This window comes from Candidatus Symbiopectobacterium sp. NZEC135 (genome assembly GCF_025962695.1).
Genome location: NZ_JAGFPF010001388.1, coordinates 1 through 556 on the forward strand (window position 1 = coordinate 1; position 556 = coordinate 556).

2 protein-coding genes are annotated in these 556 nt (G+C 47.7%); one reads left to right on the forward strand and one right to left on the reverse strand.

Translation table 11 applies throughout. From position 1 onward, the window contains the following. A partial coding sequence (locus J5224_RS34410; RefSeq protein WP_264629316.1) for a helix-turn-helix transcriptional regulator occupies positions 1-310 on the forward strand: 310 nt, incomplete at its 5' end. 66 nt (positions 311-376) lie between these two features. Here J5224_RS34410 and J5224_RS34415 read toward each other — a convergent pair. Further along, the coding region (locus J5224_RS34415; RefSeq protein ID WP_264629317.1) for a hypothetical protein at positions 377-556 on the reverse strand (180 nt) is incomplete at its 5' end.

Consider the following 556-nt stretch of genomic DNA (forward strand, 5'->3'; position numbering starts at 1 on the left):
TTGCATTGATGAAAAAACGGTGCTTATCCCTAAATCAACGTCGATCGGATACTTCTCTAACATATTGAATATAGAAGAGATCCATGAAAGTGGTGCCGCCCAGCCGGTTAAACTCTCCAAATCCGAGCATGCGGTATTTCGGTACTGGAGCGAGGGGTATTCGCCGGAAGTGATCGCCGAACGGGTGGGGATTAATAAAAAGTCAGTACTGAACAGCAAAGCAAGGCTGTTAAACAAATACGGCGTGCACGACATTCTGTTTAAACGACAAATCATTAAACTGGGTGAAGGCAGCGCCAATGCGCCTTAAGCGTGTTGCCTGTATTAAACAGAGATAAAAAGGGAGGCTATTGCCTCCCTTTTTTATGCCTTCAAACTAGGCATCTTCCAGGTAAGTGTAGCCATACAGGCCGCTTTCGAACTCATCCAGAAACTGCGACTGAATGTCAGCAGGCAGGTTGGTCTCTTTCACCTGATCGCGGAAACGCGACATCAGGACTTCGGGATCCAGTTGCACGTACTCCAGCATGTCTGCCACCGTATTGCCTTCATCGGA